Source organism: Streptomyces sp. LMG1-1-1.1, from assembly GCF_040815545.1.
In the GTDB taxonomy this organism is placed as follows: Bacteria; Actinomycetota; Actinomycetes; order Streptomycetales; family Streptomycetaceae; genus Streptomyces.
The window spans coordinates 203511-225739 of the sequence record NZ_JBFPNH010000076.1 but is presented as its reverse complement, the minus strand read 5'-3'; the positions used below and the strand labels follow the sequence as shown (position 1 = coordinate 225739).

Annotated in this window: 18 protein-coding genes; 8 read left to right on the top strand and 10 right to left on the bottom strand. The window is 72.5% G+C overall.

What is annotated here, in order from left to right; translation table 11 throughout:
* Positions 1 to 156 precede the first annotated feature (156 nt).
* Positions 157 to 2706 carry an aminopeptidase N gene (gene pepN / locus MRBLMG1_RS34515; protein WP_367828097.1) on the top strand — a complete coding sequence of 850 codons (2550 nt, stop codon included), beginning with the start codon at positions 157 to 159 and terminating at the stop codon, positions 2704 to 2706.
* A 248-nt stretch (positions 2707 to 2954) separates the two neighbouring features.
* Positions 2955 to 3959, top strand: coding sequence for a hypothetical protein (locus MRBLMG1_RS34510; protein WP_367828096.1), 1005 nt, complete (start codon positions 2955 to 2957; stop codon positions 3957 to 3959).
* Between the two features lie 4 nt (positions 3960 to 3963).
* Here the strand turns inward: MRBLMG1_RS34510 and MRBLMG1_RS34505 are convergent, their stop codons facing one another.
* From MRBLMG1_RS34505 to MRBLMG1_RS34485, 5 genes are all read right to left on the bottom strand, one after another.
* Entirely contained in the window at positions 3964 to 5097 is a 1134-nt protein-coding gene (locus MRBLMG1_RS34505) for a serine hydrolase domain-containing protein (RefSeq protein ID WP_367828095.1), read from the bottom strand.
* Between the two features lie 110 nt (positions 5098 to 5207).
* The gene (locus MRBLMG1_RS34500) at positions 5208 to 5675 is read right to left on the bottom strand and encodes an NUDIX hydrolase (RefSeq protein WP_367828094.1); all 468 of its coding nucleotides are present in this window, start codon (positions 5673 to 5675) and stop codon (positions 5208 to 5210) included.
* A gap of 9 nt (positions 5676 to 5684) precedes the next feature.
* Complete coding sequence (locus MRBLMG1_RS34495; protein ID WP_367828093.1) at positions 5685 to 6224, bottom strand: HPP family protein; 540 nt, start codon at positions 6222 to 6224, stop codon at positions 5685 to 5687.
* Between the two features lie 68 nt (positions 6225 to 6292).
* Positions 6293 to 7180, bottom strand: a complete 888-nt coding sequence (locus MRBLMG1_RS34490; RefSeq protein WP_367828092.1) for a pyridoxamine 5'-phosphate oxidase family protein — start codon at positions 7178 to 7180, stop codon at positions 6293 to 6295.
* Between the two features lie 124 nt (positions 7181 to 7304).
* Positions 7305 to 7760 (bottom strand): VOC family protein, encoded by a 456-nt coding sequence (locus MRBLMG1_RS34485; RefSeq protein ID WP_367828091.1) that lies wholly within the window; start codon positions 7758 to 7760, stop codon positions 7305 to 7307.
* Between the two features lie 129 nt (positions 7761 to 7889).
* Here MRBLMG1_RS34485 and MRBLMG1_RS34480 point away from each other — a divergent pair, with 129 nt between their 5' ends.
* The 5 genes from MRBLMG1_RS34480 to pepN (MRBLMG1_RS34460) all read left to right on the top strand — a co-directional run bounded on the left by MRBLMG1_RS34480 (position 7890) and on the right by pepN (MRBLMG1_RS34460) (position 17034).
* Entirely contained in the window at positions 7890 to 8432 is a 543-nt protein-coding gene (locus MRBLMG1_RS34480) for a CGNR zinc finger domain-containing protein (RefSeq protein WP_367828090.1), read from the top strand.
* Between the two features lie 194 nt (positions 8433 to 8626).
* Complete coding sequence (locus MRBLMG1_RS34475; RefSeq protein ID WP_367828089.1) at positions 8627 to 11947, top strand: S8 family serine peptidase; 3321 nt, start codon at positions 8627 to 8629, stop codon at positions 11945 to 11947.
* Positions 11948 to 12128: 181 nt separating this feature from the next.
* Positions 12129 to 13145, top strand: coding sequence for an aspartate-semialdehyde dehydrogenase (locus tag MRBLMG1_RS34470; protein ID WP_367828088.1), 1017 nt, complete (start codon positions 12129 to 12131; stop codon positions 13143 to 13145).
* An 81-nt stretch (positions 13146 to 13226) separates the two neighbouring features.
* Positions 13227 to 14411 carry a TerD family protein gene (locus MRBLMG1_RS34465; protein ID WP_367828087.1) on the top strand — a complete coding sequence of 395 codons (1185 nt, stop codon included), beginning with the start codon at positions 13227 to 13229 and terminating at the stop codon, positions 14409 to 14411.
* Between the two features lie 52 nt (positions 14412 to 14463).
* A complete protein-coding gene (gene pepN, locus MRBLMG1_RS34460) occupies positions 14464 to 17034 on the top strand; it encodes an aminopeptidase N (RefSeq protein ID WP_367828086.1) in 2571 nt (856 codons plus the stop codon).
* Between the two features lie 119 nt (positions 17035 to 17153).
* On the opposite strand, the gene alc is transcribed toward pepN (MRBLMG1_RS34460), so the two are convergent.
* From alc to MRBLMG1_RS34440, 4 genes are read right to left on the bottom strand one after another with little or no spacing between them, the layout of a single operon-like run.
* Complete coding sequence (gene alc, locus MRBLMG1_RS34455) at positions 17154 to 18290, bottom strand: allantoicase (protein WP_367828085.1); 1137 nt, start codon at positions 18288 to 18290, stop codon at positions 17154 to 17156.
* A gap of 59 nt (positions 18291 to 18349) precedes the next feature.
* Positions 18350 to 19276 carry a LysR family transcriptional regulator gene (locus tag MRBLMG1_RS34450; protein ID WP_367828084.1) on the bottom strand — a complete coding sequence of 309 codons (927 nt, stop codon included), beginning with the start codon at positions 19274 to 19276 and terminating at the stop codon, positions 18350 to 18352.
* Positions 19277 to 19300: 24 nt separating this feature from the next.
* Positions 19301 to 20323, bottom strand: coding sequence for a DMT family transporter (locus MRBLMG1_RS34445; protein ID WP_367828083.1), 1023 nt, complete (start codon positions 20321 to 20323; stop codon positions 19301 to 19303).
* Between the two features lie 5 nt (positions 20324 to 20328).
* Entirely contained in the window at positions 20329 to 21276 is a 948-nt protein-coding gene (locus MRBLMG1_RS34440; protein WP_367828082.1) for an EamA family transporter, read from the bottom strand.
* A 119-nt stretch (positions 21277 to 21395) separates the two neighbouring features.
* On the opposite strand from MRBLMG1_RS34440, the gene MRBLMG1_RS34435 reads away from it, so the two are divergent.
* Positions 21396 to 21902 carry a MarR family winged helix-turn-helix transcriptional regulator gene (locus tag MRBLMG1_RS34435; RefSeq protein WP_367828081.1) on the top strand — a complete coding sequence of 169 codons (507 nt, stop codon included), beginning with the start codon at positions 21396 to 21398 and terminating at the stop codon, positions 21900 to 21902.
* Between the two features lie 91 nt (positions 21903 to 21993).
* Here MRBLMG1_RS34435 and MRBLMG1_RS34430 read toward each other — a convergent pair whose 3' ends face one another.
* On the bottom strand, positions 21994 to 22221 hold the full coding sequence (locus MRBLMG1_RS34430; RefSeq protein WP_367828080.1) for a hypothetical protein: 228 nt from the start codon (positions 22219 to 22221) through the stop codon (positions 21994 to 21996).
* Positions 22222 to 22229 lie beyond the last annotated feature (8 nt).

The following is a 22229-nucleotide window of genomic DNA, read 5'->3' as shown; positions in this document are numbered from 1 at the left end:
TCCTCGGTACGGCCGTCGGAAGAAGGTGGTGCGCCGAAAGGAGGCAACGCCGCGGACACGTGACGGCATTCCCGCGCGCCGGGATTCCCGTGTCGGGTGCGACAGCCGTACATGGGAGGATTGCTGCTGTTTCGAACGTGCCACGAAGGAGTGACCGTGCCCGGTGAGAATCTGTCCCGCGACGAGGCCCAGGAACGGGCCGAGCTGCTGACCGTCGACGGGTACGAGGTCTTCCTCGACCTCCGCTCGGCCGTCGGCGACTCCACCGAACCGGTGCGCACCTTCCGCTCGGAGACGACGATCCGCTTCCGCCGCACCGGCGCGGGCGACTCGACCTTCGTCGACCTGATCGCGCCCTCCGTGAACGCGGTCACCCTCAACGGCCGCGCGCTCGACCCCGCGGTCGTCTTCGACGGCGCGCGGATCGCGCTCGACGGACTCGCCGACGAGAACGTGCTCGTCGTGGACGCGCAGTGCGCCTACAGCCGGACCGGCGAGGGCATGCACCGCTTCGTCGACCCGGAGGACGGCGAGGTCTACCTCTACACGCAGTACGAGCCGTCCGACGCCCGCCGGGTGCACGCCGACTTCGAGCAGCCCGACCTCAAGGCCCCGTTCCGCTTCTCGGTGACCGCCCCCGAGGGCTGGACGGTCTGGTCGAACGGCGCCGGGGAGCAGGACGCCGACGGCGTGTGGCGGTTCGCCGAGACGGCGCCGATCTCGACGTACATCACCTGTGTCGTGGCGGGCCCGTACCACTACGTGACCGACAACTACACGCGCGGCGACCTGGAGATCCCGCTCGGCGCGATGTGCCGCAAGTCGCTGGCGAAGCACTTCGACGCGGACGACGTCTTCCTGATCACCAAGCAGGGCTTCGACTTCTTCCACGACAACTTCGACTACCCGTACCCCTTCGGGAAGTACGACCAGGCCTTCGTCCCCGAGTACAACCTCGGCGCGATGGAGAACCCGGGCATGGTGACCTTCCGCGAGGAGTACATCTACCGGGGCAAGGTCACCCAGGCGCAGTACGAGAGCCGGGCCAACGTCATCCTCCACGAGATGGCGCACATGTGGTTCGGCGACCTGGTCACCATGGTGTGGTGGGACGACCTGTGGCTGAAGGAGTCCTTCGCGGACTTCATGGGCTCCTTCGTGAACGCCGAGGCCACCCGCTTCACCAACAGCTGGGTGACCTTCGCCAACAACCGCAAGTCCTGGGCGTACCGCGCCGACCAGCTGCCGTCCACCCACCCGATCACGGCCGACATCCGTGACCTGGAGGACGCCAAGCTCAACTTCGACGGCATCACCTACGCCAAGGGCGCGTCGGTCCTCAAGCAGCTCGTCGCGTACGCCGGCCGGGACGCGTTCCTGGAGGGCGCGCGCCGCTACTTCAAGCGCCACGCCTACGGGAACACGCGGCTCGCCGACCTCCTCGCGATCCTGGAGGAGACCTCCGGGCGCGACATGAAGACCTGGGCGAAGTCCTGGCTGCAGACCTCCGGCGTGAACACCCTGACGCCGGCCGTCACCTGCGACGCCGAGGGCCGGATCACCGAGCTCGCCGTGCTCCAGGAGGGCGGCGAGCCGCGCCCGCACCGGGCGGCGGTCGGTCTCTACCGGCTCTCCGACGGGGCGCTCGTCCGGTACGCGCGGGCCGAGGCCGACATCACCGGCGCGCGGACGGTCGTCACCGAGCTCGCGGGCCGGGAGAAGCCCGACCTGGTGCTCGTCAACGACGACGACCTCACCTACTGCAAGATCCGCTTCGACGAGAGCTCGCTCGCCACCGTGCGCGCGCACCTCGGCGCGATGACCGACCCGCTGGCCCGCGCCCTGTGCTGGTCCGCGCTGTGGAACCTGACCCGTGACGGGCTGATGCCCGCCCGGGACTTCGTCTCCGTCGCGCTCGCCTTCACGGGCAGCGAGACCGACATCGGCGTGCTCCAGATGGTGCACGCCTGGACGAAGGCGGCGGTGACCCACTACGCGGCGCCCGAGTGGCGCGAGGAGGGCGGGCGGCTGCTCGCCGAGGGCGGTCTGCGCGAGCTGCGGCTGGCCGAGCCGGGCAGCGAGCACCAGCTGACCTGGGCGCGGTTCTTCGCGGCGACCTCCTCCTCCGACGCCGACTTCCAGCTCCTCGCGGGGCTGCTCGACGGTACGGCGAAGATCGACGGCCTCGACGTCGACCAGGAGCTGCGCTGGGCGCTGCTCACCCCGCTCGTCGTGCACGGCCTCGCCGACGAGGGCCGGATCGGCGCGGAGCTGGCCCGCGACGACACGGCGACGGGCAAGCGCCACCAGGTCCGCCTCCTCGCCTCGCGGCCCTCGGCGGCGGTCAAGGCGCAGGCGTGGGCGCAGGTCGTCGAGTCGGACACCCTGTCGAACGCGCTGGTCGAGGCGACCATCACGGGCTTCGTCCAGCCCTCGCAGCGCGAACTGATCGCCCCGTACGGGGAGAAGTACTTCGCCGCGATCCAGCAGCTGTGGGCCGACCGGTCGATCCAGATCGGCATGGACGTGGTCCGGGGCCTGTTCCCGGGGCTCCAGGACGACGCGGCGACGCTGGCCGCCGCGGACGGCTGGCTGACCGCGCACGAGTCCGCCGCTCCGGCCCTCCGCCGCCTCGTCGTGGAGGCCCGCGACGACCTGGCGCGGGCGCTCCGCGCGCAGGAGTGCGACGGGCGCGCCGCGGAGTAGGCGGGGCTTCCCGGACAGGACCCGGGTCCTGGTGGGGGTCGCGGGCCGCTGCCCGCGGCCCCCGCCGTCGTTTCGGCGGGGGACGGGCGCGGGTCGTGGCCCCCGCCGTGGTGTCACCGGCGGTACGGGCGCGGGTCGCGGCCCTCATCGGCAGTCGAACGCGCGTACTTTAGGGCGAGGTTGTCCCGGAATGTCGACGGGCGTGTAACAGGGGTTAGGGGAGCCTTCGGAAGCGGAAGACCCCCGGCATGAACCACAACACCCCCATCACCCCCCGCCCCCTCCCTCTCTCCTCCCGTACCGGCCGGGCACAACGCCTCGCGTCGGCTGACCAGTTGAGGGCGCAGGGGATGTCCGCCGCCGAGGTCGCCGCGCACTGCCGGCCGGGCGGCTGGCAGCAGCTGCTGCCCGGCGTGTTCCTGCTGCACCCGGGGCAGCCCACCAGCGAGGACCGGCTGAAGGCCGCGCTGCTCTACGCCCGCAGGACCGCGACCGTGCCCGCGCAGGGGCCGGACGCGATGATCACCGGGCTCGCCGCCCTGACCCTGCACCGGTTCTCGTCCGCTCCCCCGCTCACCGCCCTGGAGCGGATCGACGTGCTGGTGCCGCGGACCCGGCGGCTGCGGTCGACCGGCTGGGTGCGGGTGGTGCGCGCGCCCGAGGCGCCGGAGCCGGTGGAGCTCACGGGCCTTCCCGTCGCGCCGGTCGCCCGCGCCGTCGCCGACGCGGTGTCGGGCCTCTCGGACGCGGAGGCCGTACGCCGGCTGCTCACCGAGGCGGTCCGCGGCGGCCACTGCGAACCGGGCGCGGTGGTACGGGAGTTGAACCGGGCCCGGTTGCTGACGCGGCCGCACGTGGTGGACGCGGTGGACGCGCTGCTCGCCGAGGGGCGGTCGCTCTCCGAGGAGCGGCTGTACGAGATGGTGCGGGAGTTCGGTCTCCCGGACCCGTGGTGGAACGTGGACCTGCGGCTGCCGGGCGGCCCTCATCTGGGCGGTGTCGACGCCTACTGGCCGGACCAGGCGGTCGCCGTCGAGCTGGACACCCGGGCGCCGCGGCAGGACGACGACGCGCTCTGGTCCGAGTACACCCGCAAGCGGGAGCACCTGGAGCGGCTCGGCATCACGGTCGTCCACCTCACCCCGCGCAAGCTGCGCGAGGCGATGGACCAGCAGGCCACCGTGGTCCGCACGGCGCTGATGGCCGCGCCGGACCGGCAGCCCGCCGCGTACGTCGTCGTCCTGCCGCGGTGAGCGGCTACTTCTTCGGCACGGTGCCGCAGAACTCGGCCTCGACGACCGCCTGGGTGTCGCCCGTCCAGTCGGCGTTGAAGTTGCCGGCGAGGGAGTGCTCGCCGTCGCGGGTCGCCTGGGCCAGGGAGGAGGAGCCGTGGATGCCGCCGCCGTGGCCCCAGACCTCCTTCCCGCAGCCGAGCTTCTGCTTCATGAGCCCGAGGCCGTAGCCCACGTTCGGGTACTCGGGGGAGATCGCGACGGTGGTGGTCATCTCCTTGAGACCGCCTTCCGTGAGGAGCCGGCCCTTGAGCAGGGCCCGGTAGAAGGTCTGCAGGTCCTGGGAGTCGGAGATGATCTCGCCCGCCGCGCCCGCGATGCTCGGGTTGAGGTCGGAGACCTCGTGGACGGGGGCGTTCACGTCCCGGGAGAGCGTGGAGTACGCCGGGCTGCTGGGCTCCGGCATGGCCGTGCGGGTCCCGGGGACGGTGGTGGCGCGCAGCTTGAGCGGCTTGATGATGCGGTTCTCGACGGCCTTGCCGTAGGGGCGGCCGGTGACCTTCTCGATCACCATGCCGGCGAGGACGAAGTTGGTGTTGGAGTAGTTCCAGGCGGTGCCGGGCGCGAAGTCGGGCCGGTGGGTCATGGCGACGGAGACGAGCTGTGCGGGGGTCCAGGTGTCGTAGCGGTGCTCCAGGAAGCCGGCGCCGAAGACCCGCTCCTGGAAGGCGGGGTCCTCGGTGTAGCTGTAGATGCCGCTGGTGTGGTTGAGCAGCTGGCGCACGGTGATCTTCCGGCCGTCGTGGCCGTTGCCGCGGACGGCGCCGGGGAGCCACTTCTCGACCGGGTCGTCCAGGTCGATGCGGCCCTCGGCCTGGAGCTGGAGGAGGACGGTGGCGGTGAAGGTCTTGGTGATGGAGCCGACCCTGAAACGGTCGTTGCCCTTCCGCTCTCCGGCGGTGCCGGTCCACCGGTCGCGGCCGTCGCGGGCCTGGGCGACGGCGCCGGGCACTCCGGCGGCGACGGCGGCCTGGAGTGCCTGCCGGGTGGCCGCGTGGTCCTGCCGGTGTGCCGGTGCCGCGAGGGCGGGCGCGGCGAGGGCGGTGGCGGCGAGGCCCGCCACGAGGGTGGCGGCGACGACGGTACGTGCGGCTGACATGCGGTGCTCCCCTGGTCGTGTGCTGCGGTCGGGGGAGGGGACCGCGGGTGGGTGCGGGGGGTTGATCGCGCTCGTGACGGTTGGGCCCTTTTCGGCCTTCCGGCGGAGGGTCAGCCGTTCGCCGGGTCGCTGAGCGGCGACTGCCCCAGGGGCGGCCGGTCGCGCCAGAGCTGGAGGCCGATGTCGACGAGTTCGACACGGGTGAGGGAGGGCACCGCGTCGAGCGGGAACCAGGCGGCGAGGTCGGTGGAGCCGCCCTCCTCGTTCCGCAGGGAACCGCCGGTGATCCGTGCCTCGTACAGGATCCGTAGGCCCTGCCAGTCACCGGGGCCGCCGAGCCGGCGGAGCCAGGAGCGCCGGATGGAGTCGATGCCGAGGAGGGCGGTGGGCTCGGTCAGATAGCCGGTCTCCTCCTCGACCTCGCGGACGACGGTGCGGACGGGATCCTCGCCGTGGTCCATGCCGCCGCCCGGCAGGGTCCACCGCTTGACGCCGTCCTTGGCGACCCAGCGGGCGAGCAGTATCTCCTCGCCCCGGACACACACGGCGTAGGCCGCCACCCTCAACTCCTGCTGCATGCCACGAGGTTAGAACCAGTACACGGGATACGTCCGCCCCGTGGCACGGCCCGCTCCGAGCCCGACGGCGACCAGGAGGAGGGAGGCGAGGGCGAGAAGGCCGATAAACGCCCAGAAGGGCGGGCCCTGGAGGGCGACGATGACGGCCGTGGCCGCCGCGGGCGAGTGCGGGGTGCGGGCGGCCGTCATCACCCCGAGGGCGAGCCCGCCCGCGACGGCGGCGCCCCACAGGCCGGGGCCCGCCACCGCGAGGACGGCGAACCCGGTCAGGGCGGAGAGGAGTTGGCCGCCCACCACCGAGCGCGGCTGGGACAGCGGCAGGTCGGGGGCGCCCGCCACCAGGGCCATGCTGGCGGCGAGCGGGGGGATGAGCAGCGGCTCGTGGAGGAGGGTGCCGACCGCCGCCAGGAGGAGGAGGGCGGTCACGCTGGCGGCGGTCGCGGTGAGGAGGACGGCGGGGCGGGGGCGGGCGGGGGGCCTGCGCCGGCCGGGCGGGGTGGCGGGCGCTTCGGGGGCGGCCGCGGTCGAGGCGAGAGCGGTCGTGGTCACGGGGCCTCCAGGGGTGCGGGTTCGTGCCGGTGCGGGCGAAGGCCCTGGGCGGGGTGGGTGCGACGAGGTCACGGTTCCGTCGGGTTGGCCGGGGAGTACTCCGGGGCCGACCAGCGCAGGGGGCTGCCGGCCGGGGTCTCGACCGTGCGGTCGACGCGGAAGCGGGTGACGCGGCCCTCGGGGCCGTACTCGGTGTGCGCGCGTCCGCTGAGCTGGAGGGTGACGCCGGTCTCCCAGTCGAGGAAGAGCAGGCCGGAGCGGCCGTCCGACTCCAGGTTGCCCAGGGTCAGGAACATGGCGTTGCCGGGGTAGTCCCGCCAGCTGAGCTCGCGGGGCCCGTCGACGCGGACGAAGCCCGGCATGCCGCCGCGGTGGCTCGTGTCGACGCCGTCGGGTGCGGCGGTGGCGACGAAGAACGTGTCGGCGGTGCGGATGCGGCGCACCTGGTCGGGGGTGAGCGCGTCACCCTGCCGCACGGCGCCCGCCTCGGTGCGGCCGGCGGGATCGGAGCCGTACAGCTCCCGCTTCTGGAGGTATTTCGGGCAGTTGGAGAAGACCTGCTCGGCCTCGATCGTGAAGCCGCGGGCGCTGGGGCGGGCGATGCCGTTGAGGCGCATGCGGCGGCGGGTGCGGGGGTCGAGGGCGATCGTCCCGACGGGGGTGCCGTCGGCGGTGACGGCGTCCGCCAGCGGGTCGTGGGCGGGGATGCCGCCGGCGACGGAGACGGTGCGGGGTCCGGTGGCGCGGGTGAAGCCGGGCGGGCCGGTGAGGAGGCTCGACCAGACGCGGCCGTCGGCGTCGGCGGCGCCGACGGCGAGCATGGGCTGGGCTTCCAGGAAGGCGGCGGCGACGGGGCGGATGCCGGGGGTGATGGAGCGGCCCACGTGGTCGGCGAGCTGCCGGACGCCCTCGCGCGCCTGTACGGCGAGGGAGCCGGGGTGGTACGCGGTGGTCACGGGGGGCCTCCTGGGGTGCGGGGTCTCGGGGTGCGGGAGCGGGAGCGGGCCCTGGCGCGGGGGCGCGTTCCGGTCGCGCCCACACGTTCCGTCCTGCGGAAGGGGGGGGGCGCGACCGTGGCGGTTAGAAGAAGCCGCAGGTCGGGGCCGTGGACGAGGGGGCTTCGGCGGCTTCGAGGCCCTTGGGGACGGAGATTTCGAGGCGGGTGCCGTCGGGGTCGTGGAAGAAGATGCCGCCGGAGGTGGCGCCTTCGCGGTGGGCGACGACGCCGTCGTGGGCGAAGGTGGCGCCGCGGGCGATGAGGGCGGCTTCGGCGGCGCGGACGTGGTCGAGGGACTCGGCTTCGAAGGCGAGGTGGTGGAGGCCGGCGCGGGCGGGGGCGTAGTCGGCGTCGGCCTGCTGCCAGAGGGTGAGGACGAGGCCGCCGTCCCTGCCGAGGAAGGCGAAGCGGCTGCCGTCCTCGTCGCCCTCGCCGAGGACGTCGAAGCCGAGGACGTCGCCGTAGAAGGCGAGCGAGCGGTCCAGGTCGGTGACGTTGAGGCCGACGTGGTGGGTGGCGAGTGTGCCGATCGCGGACATGAGGGTTCCGTCTCTGTCGTGGCTCGCCCCCTTGGGCTAACCTCTTACTTCGACTTTAGAGGTTATAAGCGAGCGGCGTCAACCGGTCACGTACTCTTGAGGGGTTAGCTCACCGAGGAGGGTGTCCGCATGACCGTCGTCGACCCACGGCCGCTCGTCGGCGAACCGCTCTCCCTGGACCTGCTCAACACCCGCTGGAACGAGGAGGGGGTCCGGCAGGACCTGCTCGCCGACATCGACGGGCTCGCCGTCTGGCTCGCCTCCAACCGGCTGGAGCGACGGTTCGCCGCGGACGCCACCACGCTGCGGCACACCCTCGCCGCCCGGGACGCGCTCGCCGGGCTCGTCGACCGCCCCGGCGACCCCGCCGCCACCGCGCGGGTCGACGCGGTCCTCGGCCACGGCCGCATCAGGGCCACGCTCACCACCGCGGGCCCCGGCGAGGAGGCCGAGTTCCCGGACCCGTCCTGGGGGCCCGGCTGGACCGCCGCGCGCGACTACCTCGACCTGCTGCGCACCGCTCCCGACCGGATCCGCGCCTGCGCCCACGAGGCGTGCATCCTGCACTTCTTCGACACCTCGCGGAACGGCACCCGCCGCTGGTGCTCGATGGCGATCTGCGGGAACCGGGCCAAGGCCTCCCGCCACTACGCCCGCACGAAGGAGGGCTGACCCGCCCGGACCGCGAACTCGCCCCGGTTTCCACGGGTTCGTCCGCCGTGGCGGATCCCGGTTGATGGCGGGTTTGTGCCGTGGCGGCACAACGCCCTCCGCCAACTCTCTACAAACCCCTGTCATTTACGAAAGGCTGAGCGGTCATCCGGCACCGAATTCCGGACCCTCTCCTTTCACCCACAGGGATGTAGATGACCACCCCCGAAACTCGGAGCTCCATACCCGGACGCTCGACGCCCGGGCACAGGCGCGCCGCGCGCATCGCCGCCGCCGCCGGGCTCGTCGCCGCGCTGGTCGCGACCGGCGCCGCGCCCGTGCTCGCCACCGAAGCCCCGGACACCACTCCCCCGGTCAAGGCCTCGGACCCCGCCGACAAGCTCGGCGCGATCGACGCCCAGCGCCTCACCGAGGCGCAGGCCGGCGGCGAGAAGAACGTCACCGTCCTCGTCGCCACCGCCCCCGGCGCCACCGAGCAGGTCGCCGACCAGCTCGACGCCGTCCCCGGCGCCTCCGTCGGCAAGCGCCAGGACGCGCTCGGCTACGTCCGCGCCACCCTGCCGACCGCCAAGGCCGCCGCCGCGATCAAGGCCGCCACGCAGCTCTCCTCCGTCCAGTCGATCGACCTCCAGGCCGAGATCCCGCTGGACGACCCGACCCCGGACGCGGGCGCCTCGACGGGCGCCGTCGACGGCACCACGGTCGCCACGACCTACCCGGCCCCGGGCCCGAACACCCCGGCGAAGAACCCGTACAACCCGTCCCACGAGACGGGCGCGGTCGACTTCGTCAAGGAGCACCCGAAGGCCGACGGCCGCGGCGTGACCATCGGCATCCTGGACTCCGGTGTGGACCTCGGCCACCCGGCCCTCCAGAAGACCACCACCGGCGAGCGCAAGATCGTCGACTGGGTCACCGCCACCGACCCGCTGACCGAGGGCGACGCCACCTGGCGCGCCCAGATCACCCCGGTCGCCGGCCCCGTCTTCACCGCCGCCACCCAGAGCTGGACGGCCCCGGCGGGCTCGTACCAGTTCAGCCGCTTCTCCGAGGCGGCCACCACGGGCGGCGACCCCAAGGGCGACATCAACCGGGACGGCGACACCACCGACGTCTTCGGCATGCTGTACGACCCGGCCGCCGGCACCGTCCGCGTGGACACCGACCAGAACAACGACTTCACGGACAACGCGCCGATGAAGCCGTACAAGGCCGGGTACCAGATCGGCTACTTCGGTACCGACGACCCGTCCACCCCGGTCGCCGAGCGCACCCCGTTCGTCGTGGAGATCCGCAAGGACGTCCCGATGGACCCGGCCGGCGGCACCTGGGTCGGCAAGAAGGCCGACTTCGTCAACATCGGCCTCGTCGAGTCCTCGCACGGCACCCACGTCGCCGGCATCACCGCCGCCAACGGCCTCTTCGGCGGCAGGATGAGCGGCGCGGCCCCCGGCGCGAAGATCGTCTCCGCGCGCGCGTGCACCTGGTCCGGCGGCTGCACCAACACCGCCCTCACCGAGGGCATGACGGACCTCGTCGTCAACCGCGGCGTCGACATCGTCAACATGTCGATCGGCGGCCTGCCGCAGCAGAACGACGGCGACAACGTCCGGTCGCGCCTCTACACCCGCCTGATCGACCAGTACGGCGTCCAGCTGGTCATCTCGGCCGGCAACGAGGGCCCCGGCATCAACACGATCGGCGACCCCGGCCTGGCCGACAAGGTCATCTCGGTCGGCGCGGCCGTCTCCAAGGAGACCTGGGCCGCCAACTACGGCTCGGCCGTCGAGAAGAAGTACGCCATGTTCCCCTTCTCCTCGCGCGGTCCGCGTGAGGACGGCGGCTTCACCCCGACCATCACCGCCCCCGGCTCGGCCGTGAACACCATCCCGACCTGGCTGCCGGGCGCCGGCGTCGCCGAGTCGGGCTACACGCTGCCCGCCGGCTACGGCATGCTCAACGGCACCTCGATGTCCTCGCCGCAGGCGGCGGGCGCGAGCGCGCTGCTGATCTCGGCCGCGAAGCAGAAGGGCATCGCGCTCTCCCCGCTCACCCTGCGGACCGCGCTGACCTCGACCGCGAAGCGCATCCCCGGTGTCGCGGCGCACGAGCAGGGCTCGGGCCTCATGGACATCGAGGAGGCCTGGGAGTCGATCAAGGACGGCGCGACCGCGCACGACTACACGGTCCAGGCCCCGGTCGACACCGTGATCTTCCCGGCCCCGCACACCGGCACCGGTGTGTACGACCGCGAGGGCGGCCTCAAGGTCGGCCAGAAGAAGGTCTACGACGTCACCATCACGCGCACGAGCGGCCCCGACCGGCCGATCGAGCACGAGCTCGACCTCAAGTACAACGACGGCACCTTCCGCATCCTCGGCGACGACGAGATCGACCTGCCGCTGAACAAGCCGGTCACCGTCAAGCTCCAGGCCCGCGCCGCCACCGCCGGTGCGCACAGCGTCATCCTGGAGGCCGACGACGAGCGCACCGAGGGCGTCGACAAGCAGATCCTCGCCACCTCGATCGTCGCGAACGACCTGGTCGCCCCGGGCTACGGCTTCACCGCCACCAGCTCGGTGCAGCGCAACAGCAGCAAGTCCTACTTCGTCACCGTGCCCCAGGGCGCCAAGACGCTGGAGGTCGCGCTCGGCGGTCTGAAGGAGAAGAGCCAGACCCGGTTCATCTCCATCCACCCGGTCGGCGTCGGCATCGAGGACAGCGCCACCACGCAGTGCTACCCGCACTACAACCCGGCCAACACCTGCCGCCCCGACCTGCGGTCCTACCCGGACCCGACCCCGGGCGTCTGGGAGATCGAGGTCGAGTCCCGCCGTACGTCGCCGGACCTGGACAACCCGTACACCCTGGGCGTCTCCGTCCTGGGCGCCGACTTCGACCCGGCCGTGCAGACGGTCCCGGAGGCGAAGATCGGCACCCCGGCCGCGGTCCAGTGGACGGTCACGAACCGCTTCGCGGGCGTCACGGGCACCCTCAAGGGCGGCTCGCTCGGCTCGCAGAAGAGCGAGACGCCGACCATCCAGCACCACGAGAAGCACACGAAGACCGTCACCATCGGTGAGGGCGTGGAGCGGCTCGACATCGCCATCGGCAACACGTCCGACAAGGCCGCCGACCTCGACCTGACGGTCACGCTGAACGGCAAGACCGTCGGCCAGTCGGCGGACGGCGACTCGGAGGAGGCCGTCTCCCTGGTGAAGCCGGCCCCGGGCACGTACACCGTCGTGATCGACGGCTACTCGGTGCAGGCCGCGGGCGGCACCACGTACGACTACAAGGACGTGTACTACTCGTCCGCGCTCGGCACCGTGAAGGTCGACGAGTCGAAGCAGGTCACCCTGGCCAACGGCGCCTCCGCCCCGGTGGCGGCCGAGGTCCTGGTCGCCGGCGCGGCTCCCGAGGGACGCCAGTTCTTCGGCGAGGTCCGCCTGCTCAACGCCCGCGGCACCGTCGCGGGCACCGGCAGCGTCCTGATCGGCGCGGTCACCCCGTAGCACCGTACGAGTGAGGGGGGGCGGACGCCGAAACCGGCGTCCGCCCCTTTCGCGTCCTGAGCCCCGGGTGGGACGCGTCCAGGACGCGTCCCGACCCTTGGACAATGGATTGGACAAGGCGGGCGGGGACATACGCATCATGGACCGGCAGCACCCTGCACAAACGTACGGAGGAGTCCCCGTGAAGGTCGGAATCGTAGGAGCCACCGGTCAGGTCGGCACAGTCATGCGGAAGATCCTCGTCGAGCGCGACTTCCCGGTCGACGAGCTGCGGCTGTTCGCCTCCGCGCGTTCCGCCGGCACGGTCGTGGACGGGGTCACGGTCGAGGACGCCTCCACCGCCGACTACACCGGCCTGGACATCGTGCTCTTCTCCGCCGGCGGCGCCACCTCCAAGGCCCTCGCCGAGAAGGTCGCCTCGCAGGGCGCCGTCGTGATCGACAACTCCTCCGCCTGGCGCCGCGACCCCGAGGTCCCGCTGGTGGTCTCCGAGGTCAACCCGCACGCGATCAAGGACCGCCCCAAGGGCATCATCGCCAACCCGAACTGCACCACGATGGCCGCCATGCCGGTCCTCAAGCCCCTCCACCAGGAGGCCGGCCTGACCGCGCTGATCGCCACCACCTACCAGGCCGTGTCCGGCTCGGGCGTGGCCGGTGTCGCCGAGCTGCGCACGCAGGCGTGTGCCGTGGCCGAGAAGGCCGACCAGCTGGCGTTCGACGGCGAGGCCGTCGAGTTCCCCGAGCCCGCCGTCTACAAGCGCCCGATCGCCTTCAACGTGGTCCCGCTGGCCGGCTCCGTCGTCGACGACGGCTCCTTCGAGACGGACGAGGAGCAGAAGCTCCGCAACGAGTCCCGCAAGATCCTGGAGATCCCGGAGCTCAAGGTCTCCGGCACCTGCGTGCGCGTCCCGGTCTTCTCCGGCCACTCCCTCCAGGTCAACGTCCGCTTCGAGCGCCCCATCAGCGTCGAGCGCGCCTACGAGCTGCTGGAGGACGCCGAGGGCGTCGTGCTCTCCGAGATCCCGACCCCGCTCCAGGCGGCCGGCAAGGACGCCTCGTACGTCGGACGCATCCGCGTGGACGAGACCGTCGACAACGGCCTGGCGCTGTTCCTCTCCAACGACAACCTGCGCAAGGGCGCGGCGCTGAACGCCGTGCAGATCGCGGAGCTCGTCGCGGCCGAGCTCAAGGGCTGACCCCGGGCACCCTCCGGAGGGGCGGCTTCCCGTTGCGGGGAGCCGCCCCTCCGGCGTGCCTGCGCGTGCCAGAGTGCCTCCATGACCCAGATACCCAGGGGTGCGAACGTCCCGGTGCCCCCGCGGCCCCTCCATGTCGCGGTCAGCTGGCGGACCGGGCACGAGGTGCCCGACGTGGACGTGTCGGCGCTGCTGCTCGGGGCCGGGGAGCGGGTGCGGGGCGACGCCGACCTCGTCTTCTACAACCACGCCGAGCATCCCTCGGGGGCTGTGCGGCACCTGGGGAGGTCGGCGCCGGGCGCGCCCGGCAGCCCGGCCGCCGACTGGATGTGGCTCGACCTCGCGCGCGTGGAGCCGGACGTGGGGCGCCTGGTGATCGCCGCCTCCGCCGACGGGGGTGCCTTCGGGCGGGTCCCCGGGCTCGACGTACGGGTCACGGACGGGGCCGGGAACCCCGTGGCGTACTGCGCGATCGGGAGCGCGACGACGGAGACGGCCTTCGTCTTCGGGGAGTTCTACCGGCACGGCGGCGGCTGGCGGTTCCGCGCCGTCGGCCAGGGGTACGCCTCGGGCCTGGCCGGGCTCGCGACGGACTTCGGCATCGTGGTGGAGTCCCCGCCGCCGCCGATCCCGGGCCCCGGCTACGTCCCGCCGCCCGCGCCGCCGGCGCCCGCGGCCCCGCCCGTGCCGGTGGCGGACCCGTACGGCGGAGAGTTCCGGCCGGCCGTCTACCAGGGGCGCGGCAAGGAGACCGTGCACTGCGACCCGGCGCTGCCGCCGGGTCACTGGGTGCTCCTGGAGATCGAGTCGTTCCACTCGCTCTCCACCACGATCGAGGCCTGCGACACCTACGGGCGGGCCCAGGAGTTCCTCCTCATGGCGTACGAGGACGACGTCCGCGCCCGGACGGTCGCCCTGGTCCCGCGCGCCCGCCCGCTGACGCTGCGGGTGGAGGCCGACGCGCCCTGGACGCTGCGGGTGCTGCCGCTGTCCCACGCCCGTCGTTTCGACAGCCACGTCGAGGGCCTCGCACACGACCTGGTGATCTACGACGGGCCCCCCGGGGTGCTCGACTTCGCGCACCACGGGGAGTCGAACTTCACGGTCCACCAGCACACCCCGCCGCGGGACCCGCTCTACGACGACGAGGAGCAGGACCTGCTGGTCAACGAAATCGGAGAGGTCCGGGTGAGCGCCCCCGTGCCGGGTCCCGGGCTGCTGCGGATCAGCGGCGACGGACCATGGAAATGCGCGGTGCGCCGCTGAGGCACCCCGTGGAAGGATGGCCCAAACGTCACGAAACCGAGGAGTTGACCGGGTGCCTGGCACGAACCTGACCCGTGAAGAGGCTCAGCAGCGGGCAGCACTGCTGACCGTGGACGCGTACGAGGTCGAACTCGACCTCACCGGTGCGCAGGAGGGCGGCACCTACCGGTCCGTCACCACCGTCCGCTTCGATTCCGCAGAGGCCGGTGCCTCGACCTTCATCGACCTCGTCGCACCCGCCGTCCACGAGGCCGTGCTGAACGGCCGGTCGCTCGACGTCGCGGCCGTCTTCCGCGACTCGCGGATCGCCCTCGACCACCTGGTCGCCGGCCGCAACGAGCTGAAGGTCGTCGCCGACTGCGCGTACACCAACACCGGTGAGGGTCTGCACCGCTTCGTCGACCCGGTCGACGACCAGGCCTATCTGTACACCCAGTTCGAGGTGCCGGACGCGCGGCGGGTCTTCGCCTCCTTCGAGCAGCCCGACCTGAAGGCGACCTTCCAGTTCACCGTGAAGGCCCCGGCCGGCTGGAAGGTCATCTCCAACTCGCCGACGCCCGAGACGCCGAAGGACGACGTCTGGGTCTTCGAGCCGACCCCGCGCATCTCGACGTACATCACCGCGCTGATCGTGGGCCCGTACCACGCGGTGCACTCGTCGTACGAGAAGGACGGCCAGACCGTCCCGCTGGGCATCTACTGCCGTCCGTCGCTGGCCGAGTTCCTGGACGCGGAGCACATCTTCGACGTCACGCGCCAGGGCTTCGACTGGTTCCAGGAGAAGTTCGCGTACGACTACCCGTTCGCGAAGTACGACCAGCTCTTCGTGCCGGAGTTCAACGCGGGCGCGATGGAGAACGCGGGCGCGGTCACCATCCGCGACCAGTACGTCTTCCGCTCGAAGGTGACGGACGCGGCGTACGAGCGGCGTGCCGAGACGATCCTGCACGAGCTCGCCCACATGTGGTTCGGCGACCTCGTGACCATGGAGTGGTGGAACGACCTGTGGCTGAACGAGTCGTTCGCCACCTACACCTCGGTCGCCTGCCAGGCCTCGGTGACGGGCACCCGCTGGCCCAACGCCTGGACGACCTTCGCCAACGCGGAGAAGACCTGGGCCTACCGCCAGGACCAGCTGCCGTCGACGCACCCGATCATGGCCGAGATCAACGACCTGGAGGACGTGCTCGTCAACTTCGACGGGATCACGTACGCCAAGGGCGCCAGCGTCCTGAAGCAGCTCGTCGCCTACGTCGGCCAGGACGAGTTCTTCAAGGGCGTCCAGGCCTACTTCCAGGCGCACGCCTTCGGCAACACGCGCCTGTCCGACCTGCTCGGCGCCCTGGAGGAGACCTCCGGACGTGACCTGAAGACCTGGTCGAAGGCGTGGCTGGAGACGGCCGGCATCAACATCCTCCGCCCGGAGGTCGAGACCGACGAGAACGGCTTCATCACCTCCTTCGCCGTCAGGCAGGAGGCGCCCGCGCTGCCCGCCGGCGCCAAGGGCGAGGCCGTCCTGCGTCCGCACCGCATCGCGATCGGCTTCTACGACCTCGACGAGGCCGGCCGGCTGGTCCGCACCGACCGCCTGGAGCTGGACATCGAGGCGGCCGGCCTGACCGCCGTTCCGCAGCTGGTGGGCAAGGCCCGCCCGGCGGTCGTCCTCCTCAACGACGACGACCTGTCGTACGCGAAGGTCCGCCTCGACGAGGTGTCCCTCACCAACGTCACCGCGCACCTCGGCGACTTCGCCGAGTCGCTGCCGCGCGCCCTGTGCTGGGCCTCCGCCTGGGACATGACCCGCGACGGCGAGCTGGCGACCCGCGACTACCTGGCGCTGGTGCTCTCGGGCATCGCCAAGGAGTCCGACATCGGCGTGGTCCAGTCGCTCCAGGGCCAGGTCAAGGCGGCTCTCGACCTGTACGCGGCGCCGGAGTGGCGGGCCGAGGGCCTGGCGCGCTGGGGCACCTTCGCCCAGGAGCAGCTGCGCGCCGCCGAGGGCGGCAGCGACCACCAGCTGGCGTGGGCGCGGGCCTTCGCGGCGACCGCCCGTACGGACGCCGAGCTCGACGTGCTCGCCGGGCTGCTCGACGGCGGTGTGGTGATCGACGGCCTCGCCGTCGACACCGAGCTGCGCTGGGCGTTCGTGCAGCGGCTCGCGGCCACCGGCCGCTTCGACGAGGCGGAGATCGCCGCCGAGCTGGAGCGCGACCGGACCGCGGCCGGCGAGCGGCACGCGGCGACCGCGCGGGCGGCCCGCCCGACGGAGGCCGCGAAGGCGGAGGCCTGGGCGTCGGTCGTCGAGGACGACAAGCTGGCGAACGCCGTGCAGGAGGCCGTCATCGGCGGCTTCGTCCAGTCCGACCAGCGCGAGCTGATCGCCCCGTACACGGCGAAGTACTTCGCGGCGATCAAGGGCGTCTCGGAGACCCGCAGCCACGAGATGATCCAGCAGGTCGTGGTCGGCCTCTACCCGACGCTCCAGGTCTCCCAGGAGACCCTGGACGCGACGGACGCGTGGATCGCGGAGCACAACCCGGTTCCGGCGCTGCGGCGCATGGTGACCGAGTGCCGCGCGGGCATCGAGCGTGCCCTGAAGGCGCAGGCCGCGGACCGCGCGTGACGTCGGTCGGGTGACCGGTGAAGGGGCGCCCTCCCCCGTGGGGGCGCCCCTTAGTCGTCGTGTCGCCCGGTTCGCCGCGGGGGCGCCCCCCTCGCTGTCGTGGCGCCCCCTGCGCCGGGTCAGCCGCCGAGGGCCGCGTACCGGGCGCGCAGGTCGGCCGCGCCCTGCTCCGTGAACGTGCCGTGGAGGCGCATCCGGGCGACGCCGCCGTCGGGGAAGGCGTCGAGGCGGACGTGGGTGACGACGGCCTGGGCGGGGAGCTTGAAGCGGTGCGGGGTGTCGGGCTGGAGGCGGGTCCTGGGGATGATCTCGAACCACTCCGCGCCGCCCGCGGGATCGCCGTTGCAGCCCTGGAGGGCGATCCAGCCGGCCGAGTTGCCCTTGAGGTAGGCGGTGTCGATCTCGACCGCGCGGACGGCTCCCTGGGCGGCGAGCCGGAAGCGGACCCAGTCGTTGGTGTCGCGGACCCGGCGGCGGCGGTTCTCCCAGCCGTCGTCCATCTTGCGCGAGGTGCCGGGCAGGATGATCTGGGTGGGCGAGGAGTAGAACCGGTCCGACGCGTCCTCGTACGAACCGCCGTTGAGCACGGCGATCAGGTCGAGGGTGCCGAGGAGTTCGAGCCACTCGGGGTCGGGCACGACCTCGCCGTGGACGCGGAGGCGGGCGATGCCGCCGTCGGGGTGCTGGCAGACCCGGACGTGCGTCCAGCGGCGCTCGGCGTCGATCGTGAAGCCGTTGGCGGCGTGGCCGCGGACGGGGGTGGGCGGGACGAGCTCCTCCCACTTCGCGTCGAGCAGCTCGGCGGGGCCGGGCGAGCCCTCCACGGCGGTGGCCTGGATGCTCACCCGCTGCGGGTGGTTGCCGCGGAAGTGGGCGGTGTCGACGACGATCCCGCGGATGACGCCGGGGGCGCCGAGGCGGACGATCGCCCAGTCGTGGTCCTCGGGGGCGGGAAAGACGTTCTCGGCGTCGGCGCCGCGGCGGCGGCGGGTCTCCCAGCCGTCCATGATCTTGCCCTTGTGGCCGAAGCGCTCCGGGTCGAAGACAGCCGGCCCGCGGACGAGGAGGTTCTCCCGTTCCGCGAAGAACTCGTCGTTGGCGGCCACGACGCCGCCGCCGAGGCGGCGGTCGGCGAGGTCGACGAGCTCGGTGAAGGGGAAGTCACCGGAGCGGTAGTCGGCGTACGGGTCGCCGCCGGAATAGGGGGCGGCGTCGTTGGCGTGCGGGTCCTGGTCCGGGCTCGTCTCGAAGGTCATGTCCCGACTCTGCGCCCCGGGGACCCGAGCGGTCCATCGAATGTTTTCGACGACGCCGTTCAGTTCTGCTGAAAGGTCTCGCGGGCCGCCGCCGCCTGGCGGAGCGCGGCCAGGACCCGGGACACCGCCGGGCCGTCCTCCGCCCCGCGCCGTACCGCCGCGACGACGTGGCGGCGCGGCTGGTCGGCGGAGAGGACGCGCATCACGACGCCGGCGCCGCCCCGGCGTTCGGCGGAGGCCATCCGGGGGACGAGGGCGATCCCCATCCCGGCCTCGACCATCGCGAGGATCGCGGTCCAGCCGGAGGCGCTGTGGGCCTGCTCGGGCACGAAGCCGGCGGCCTCGCACGCGGCGGTGGTGATCTCGGACCAGGGGCCGGAGCCGCCGAAGATCCAGGGCTCGGCGGCGAGGTCGGCGAGTCGCAGCCCGGGGGCGTCGGCGAGCGGGTGGCCGGCGGGCAGGGCCACGTCGAGCGGGTCGGCGAGCAGGGGCACCCGGCTGAACTTGGGGTCGCGCACGGAGGGCGCGTGGGCGGCGAGCGAGAGCGCCAGGTCCACCTGGCCGGCCGCGAGCAGCTCGTACGCCTCCGCCGCCTCGGCCTCCCGGACGCGGACGTCGAGCCCGGGGTGCGCGGTGCGCAGCTGCCGTACGGCGGGGACGACGAGCGCGGGCACCGACGTCGAGAACGCCGCCACCCTCACCTGTCCCGCCTCTCCCCTCAGGTATCCGTCGAGTTCGGCGTCGGCGCGTTCCAGCTGCGCGAAGACCGCCTCCGCGTGCCGCAGCACCAGGTGGGCGGCGTCGGTGAGCCGGACCCGGCGGCCCTGGGCCTCCAGGAGGCGCACGCCGAGCTGCCTGGCGAGGTTGGTGAGCTGCTGCGACACGGCCGAGGGGGTCATGAGCAGGGCCTCCGCGGTCGCGGTGACGGTGCCGCGGTCGCGGAGGGTGCGGAGGATATGGAGCTTCTTGATGTCCCACTCGGTCATGGGGCGCAACCTATCCGGCCGCGTCTACCTCGCGGAGCTCAGTGCCACTCCGCCGAGGATGAGGGCCATGCTGGCGCCGCCGAGGAGGCCGAGCCGTTCGCCGAGGAGGGCGTACGAGAGGAGGGCGACGCAGACGGGCTGGAGGTAGTACACGATCCCGGCGCGCGCGGCGCCGATCAGGGTGACTGCCTTGTTCCAGGCGAAGAAGGCGACGGCGGAGGAGAGCACGCCGACGTAGACGAGCGGGCCGACGGTGCCGGTGGTGGGCTCGAAGCCGCCCTGGACGGCGAGGCTGGCCCCGTACGCCGGGAGGAGCATGAGCGCGCCGAGGGCGAAGGTGGTGAAGAGGAAGGCGAGGCCGCCGAGTTCGGCGGGGCGGCGCTTGAGCAGGGCGCTGTAGGAGGCGAAGCAGACGGCCGCGGCCATGACCCAGAGGTCGCCGGTGGCGAGGTCCGGGGCGAGCGAGCCCTTGCTGACGAGGAGCAGGACGCCGGCGCAGGCGATGAGCATGCCGGTGGTGCGGCGCGGGCCGAGGCGGTTGCCGCCGAGGCGGGCGAAGAGCGCCATGAGGACCGGGGAGGCGGCCATGATCATGCCCATGTTGCCGGCGGAGGTGGCGGTCCCCGCCTGGTTGACCAGGGTGTTGTAGACGGTGATGCCCAGCAGTGCGGCGAGGGCGAGGAAGCGGAGGTGGCGGCGGATCAGGTGCCGCTGCCGCCAGGTCTCGCGGGCGGCGAGCGGGGCGACGGCGAGGAGGGCGACGATCCAGCGCCAGAAGGCGGCCTGGACCGGGGGCACGGTGTCGTGGAGGGCCCGGGCGGCGACGAAGCTGCCGGACCAGACGACGGTGGCGAGGAGCGCGAGGAGCACACCGAGGCCGGCGCCCTTGGCGGGTGCCGGCCTCTCGGTGACTGCGGGTGCGGTGAGCGCGGCTTCGGTGGCCGCGGATTCGGCGGCGGGGGCGGCTGTGGCGGGGGCGGGGGGCGTGGCGGTCCGGGTCCCGGTGGTCCGGGCGACGGTCGGGAGGCGGGCGGTGATCGGCTTCATGCCGGCTACCGTCGCACCCCCGAAACCCCCAGGTCCATCGAAACTTCCTGACCGTTCTTTTCAGTGGAGCTGAACGGTTCGACCTGCGGGGCCTTCGGCGTACGGGGGTTCAGCTGGCCCGCAAGGGTGGCGCCGAAGGCGATCAGCATGCCGACGACCTGCACCGGACCGAGCGCCTGGCCGAGTGCCGCCCAGCCGATGATCGCCGCGGTGATCGGGGAGAGCGGGCCGAGGAAGGTGACCGAGGAGGCGCTCAGTCGCTCGATGCCGCGGAACCAGAGGAAGTAGGAGATCGCGGTGTTGCCGAAGGCGAGGTAGGCGTAGCCGGCCAGGTGGGTGCCGGTCAGGGCCGGCGGGGCGCCCTCGACCAGGAAGGCGATGGGCAGGATGACCAGGCCGCCGGCGGTGAGCTGCCAGCCGGTGAGGGCGAGGGCGCCGACGCCTTCAGGGCGGCCCCAGCGCTTGGTGAAGACGATGCCGGCCGACATGGAGAGCGACGAGAGCAGTCCGGCCCCCACGCCGACCGCGTCGAGCGCGGCCCCCGCCTTGAGGACCACCAGACTGACGCCGAAGGCGGCGACGACCGCGGTGATCAGGGACTTCGCGGTGGGCTTGTCGCCGAGGAAGAGGGCGGCGAGGCCGACGACGAAGAGCGGGCCGACGGAACCGACGACGGCGGCGACACCGCCGGGGAGCCGGTAGGCGGCGAGGAAGAGGAGCGGGAAGAAGGCGCCGATGTTCAGGGCTCCGAGGACCGCCGCCTTGCCCCACCAGGCGCCCTTGGGGAGCTTCCGGGTGAGGGCGAGCAGGAGGAGGCCGGCGGGCAGGGCGCGCATCAGGCCGGTGAACAGCGGCCGGTCGGGCGGCAGGAACTCGGTGGTGACGAAGTAGGTGGAGCCCCAGGAGATCGGGGCGAGTGCGGTGAGCGCGACGACTGCCGCCTTGCGGGACATGACGGTTCCCCCTGCTGTCGGATGCCGGACTGCCTTGGCAGTAATTAACTTAGCACTAAGCTACTTACTTGCAAGTGGCTTTCTTGCCACCGACCGGAAGGGAAGAGGAAACTGAGGCCATGACGACGCAGAACCCCGGCTACGACGCCGTCGACGCCATCACCGACCAGTGGGCGGCTGTCCGCCCCGACCTGGACACCGGGCCGATGGCCGTCTTCGGCCGGATCTACCGGCTGGCCAACGCCATGCGCGGCAAGGTGGACAAGGCGTACGCGCCCTACGGCATGGCGCTCGGGGAGTTCGACGTGCTCGCCACCCTGCGCAGGTCCGGGGAGCCGTACACGCTCTCGCCGCGCGAGCTGACCGCCACGCTGATGATCACCACCGGCGGCATGACGGGCCGGCTCGACAAGCTGGAGAAGGCCGGGCTCCTCACGCGCAGCCCCGACCCCAACGACCGGCGCGGGCTGCGGGTCACCCTCAGCGAGCGCGGCAGGGAACTGGTGGACCAGGCCGTCGGCGCCGGCCTCGCGGAGCAGAGCGCCGCCCTGACGGCCGCGCTCACCGAGGAGGAGGCGGACCACCTCTCCGCGCTCCTCCGGAAACTGCTCGCCACGACCGCCTGACGACGGTGGGCGGCGGGGGCCTCAACGCACGCGAGGGCGCCGCACGGTACCTCGTACCGTGCGGCGCCCTCGGCGGAGTGCGATGAGGCGGTTACGCCTTCTTGGACTTGTCGAGCACCATCACCAGGCCGATGATGACCAGGAACAGCACCAGCGGGGCGGCCACGTAGAGGCCGAGCGTCTCGACGACACTCAGCTTGGGGGCCGGGTCGTCACCGTCGTCGCGGGTGAGCGCGAGCGCGGGGGACGACATGAGCAGCATCATCAGCGTCGTACCGGCCGCGACGGAGCCGGCGCGCAGTGCGTTCTTCTTGTCCACGGTGCAAA